We start from the raw sequence: 1,380 nt of genomic DNA, 5'->3' as shown, positions 1-1,380 counted from the left end.
TAACTATTCACCGGATTGTATTGTTATCCTTTGATTATTTGGAATTTAGTTTAAAATTTCAGATTTTAGTAATCCTAATGACAGACAAGGAATTTATCGCCCAACTTCTCGAACAAGTTACCATCTTGACTACCCGTGTCAAAGAACTGGAATTACGATTGTCTAAATATGAGCATCCAAAAAATAGTGGCAACAGTAGTGTTGCCCCTTCTCAAGACCCATTTAAGAAGCCTAAAACTCTCCGGAAGAAATCTTTAAAAAAACCTGGAGGACAAATTGGTCATAAGGGTAAGAAACTAGAGTTTTCCAGTGTTGTTGATAACATTATTGTTCACGATGTAGTCCATTGTTGTAGTTGTGGTGAGGATCTTCCTTTGGGGTTCACAGAGTATGACGCCCGACAGGAATTTGATATTCCTCCCATTACTATTGAGGTTACAGAACACCGCAGAGTAAAAAAGAAATGTTCTTTTTGTAGCAAAGAAAATCAAGGAACTTTCCCTGAACATTTGACGCAACAAGTACAATATGGGAATCGTATCAAAGCTTTTAGTGTGTATTTACAGTATTATCAAATGCTCCCTTTTGATCGAACTAAGGAGTTGATATATGATCTTACCAATCATCAAATCTCAACAGGAAGCCTTTCCAACTTTCAGAAGAAATGTTATGATAAGTTAAAGTCCTACGATCAGAATATTAGTAAACTCCTATTACAAAGCCCAGTATTACATGCAGACGAAACAGGTATCCGCCTCAATGGGAAGAATAGTTGGATTCATGTAATGAGTACTAAGACCATTAGCTTTTTTGCCCATCACTTAAAAAGAGGAAAACAAGCCATGGATGATATCGGAATCCTAGATGCTTATAATGGCACTCTTGTTCATGATAGATTTAGTAGTTATTTTAGTTATCAGTGTGGACATAGCCTGTGCAACGCACATATTTTGAGGGATCTGATTTATATAGAAGAAGCTTTTGATGCTCCCTGGGCAACCAAAATAAGAAAACTACTAGTACGTGCCAAGAAAAAGAAAGAGCAAGATCCTGATCTGAAATCTTCATATTATACAAGGGCATTCAACACCTTTACTAAAACAATACGGCCCATTATCAAAGGCTATGATAAGAAATTCAAGAAAACTGATGAGCAACGTTTGGCTTTTGCTTTAGAAAAACATAAATACCTCTTTCTTGAATTTATCAAACAACCCTTAGTGCCTTTTGATAACAATCAGGCGGAACGTGATTTAAGGATGATCAAGGTCAAACAAAAAGTGTCGGGATGTTTTCGATCACAAGATCATATCCATTACTTTTCCAGAATCAGGGGATACATCTCAACACTTAGAAAGAATAAGCAATCTATATTAGAAT

At 36.0% G+C, this 1,380-nt stretch carries 1 protein-coding gene; it reads left to right on the top strand.

Features of this window, described 5'->3' with window-relative positions; all coding sequences use genetic code 11:
• Window positions 1-77: 77 nt before the first annotated feature.
• Window positions 78-1,380, top strand: a 1,303-nt coding sequence (locus tag F0000_RS27320) for an IS66 family transposase (protein WP_149627852.1), incomplete at its 3' end; no start/stop codon positions are given.

The sequence above is a fragment of the Aquimarina sp. RZ0 genome, from assembly GCF_008370685.1.
Lineage (GTDB): Bacteria > Bacteroidota > Bacteroidia > Flavobacteriales > Flavobacteriaceae > Aquimarina.
The sequence above is the reverse complement of the archived record's forward strand: the minus strand, read 5'-3'. Positions and strand labels throughout refer to the sequence as shown.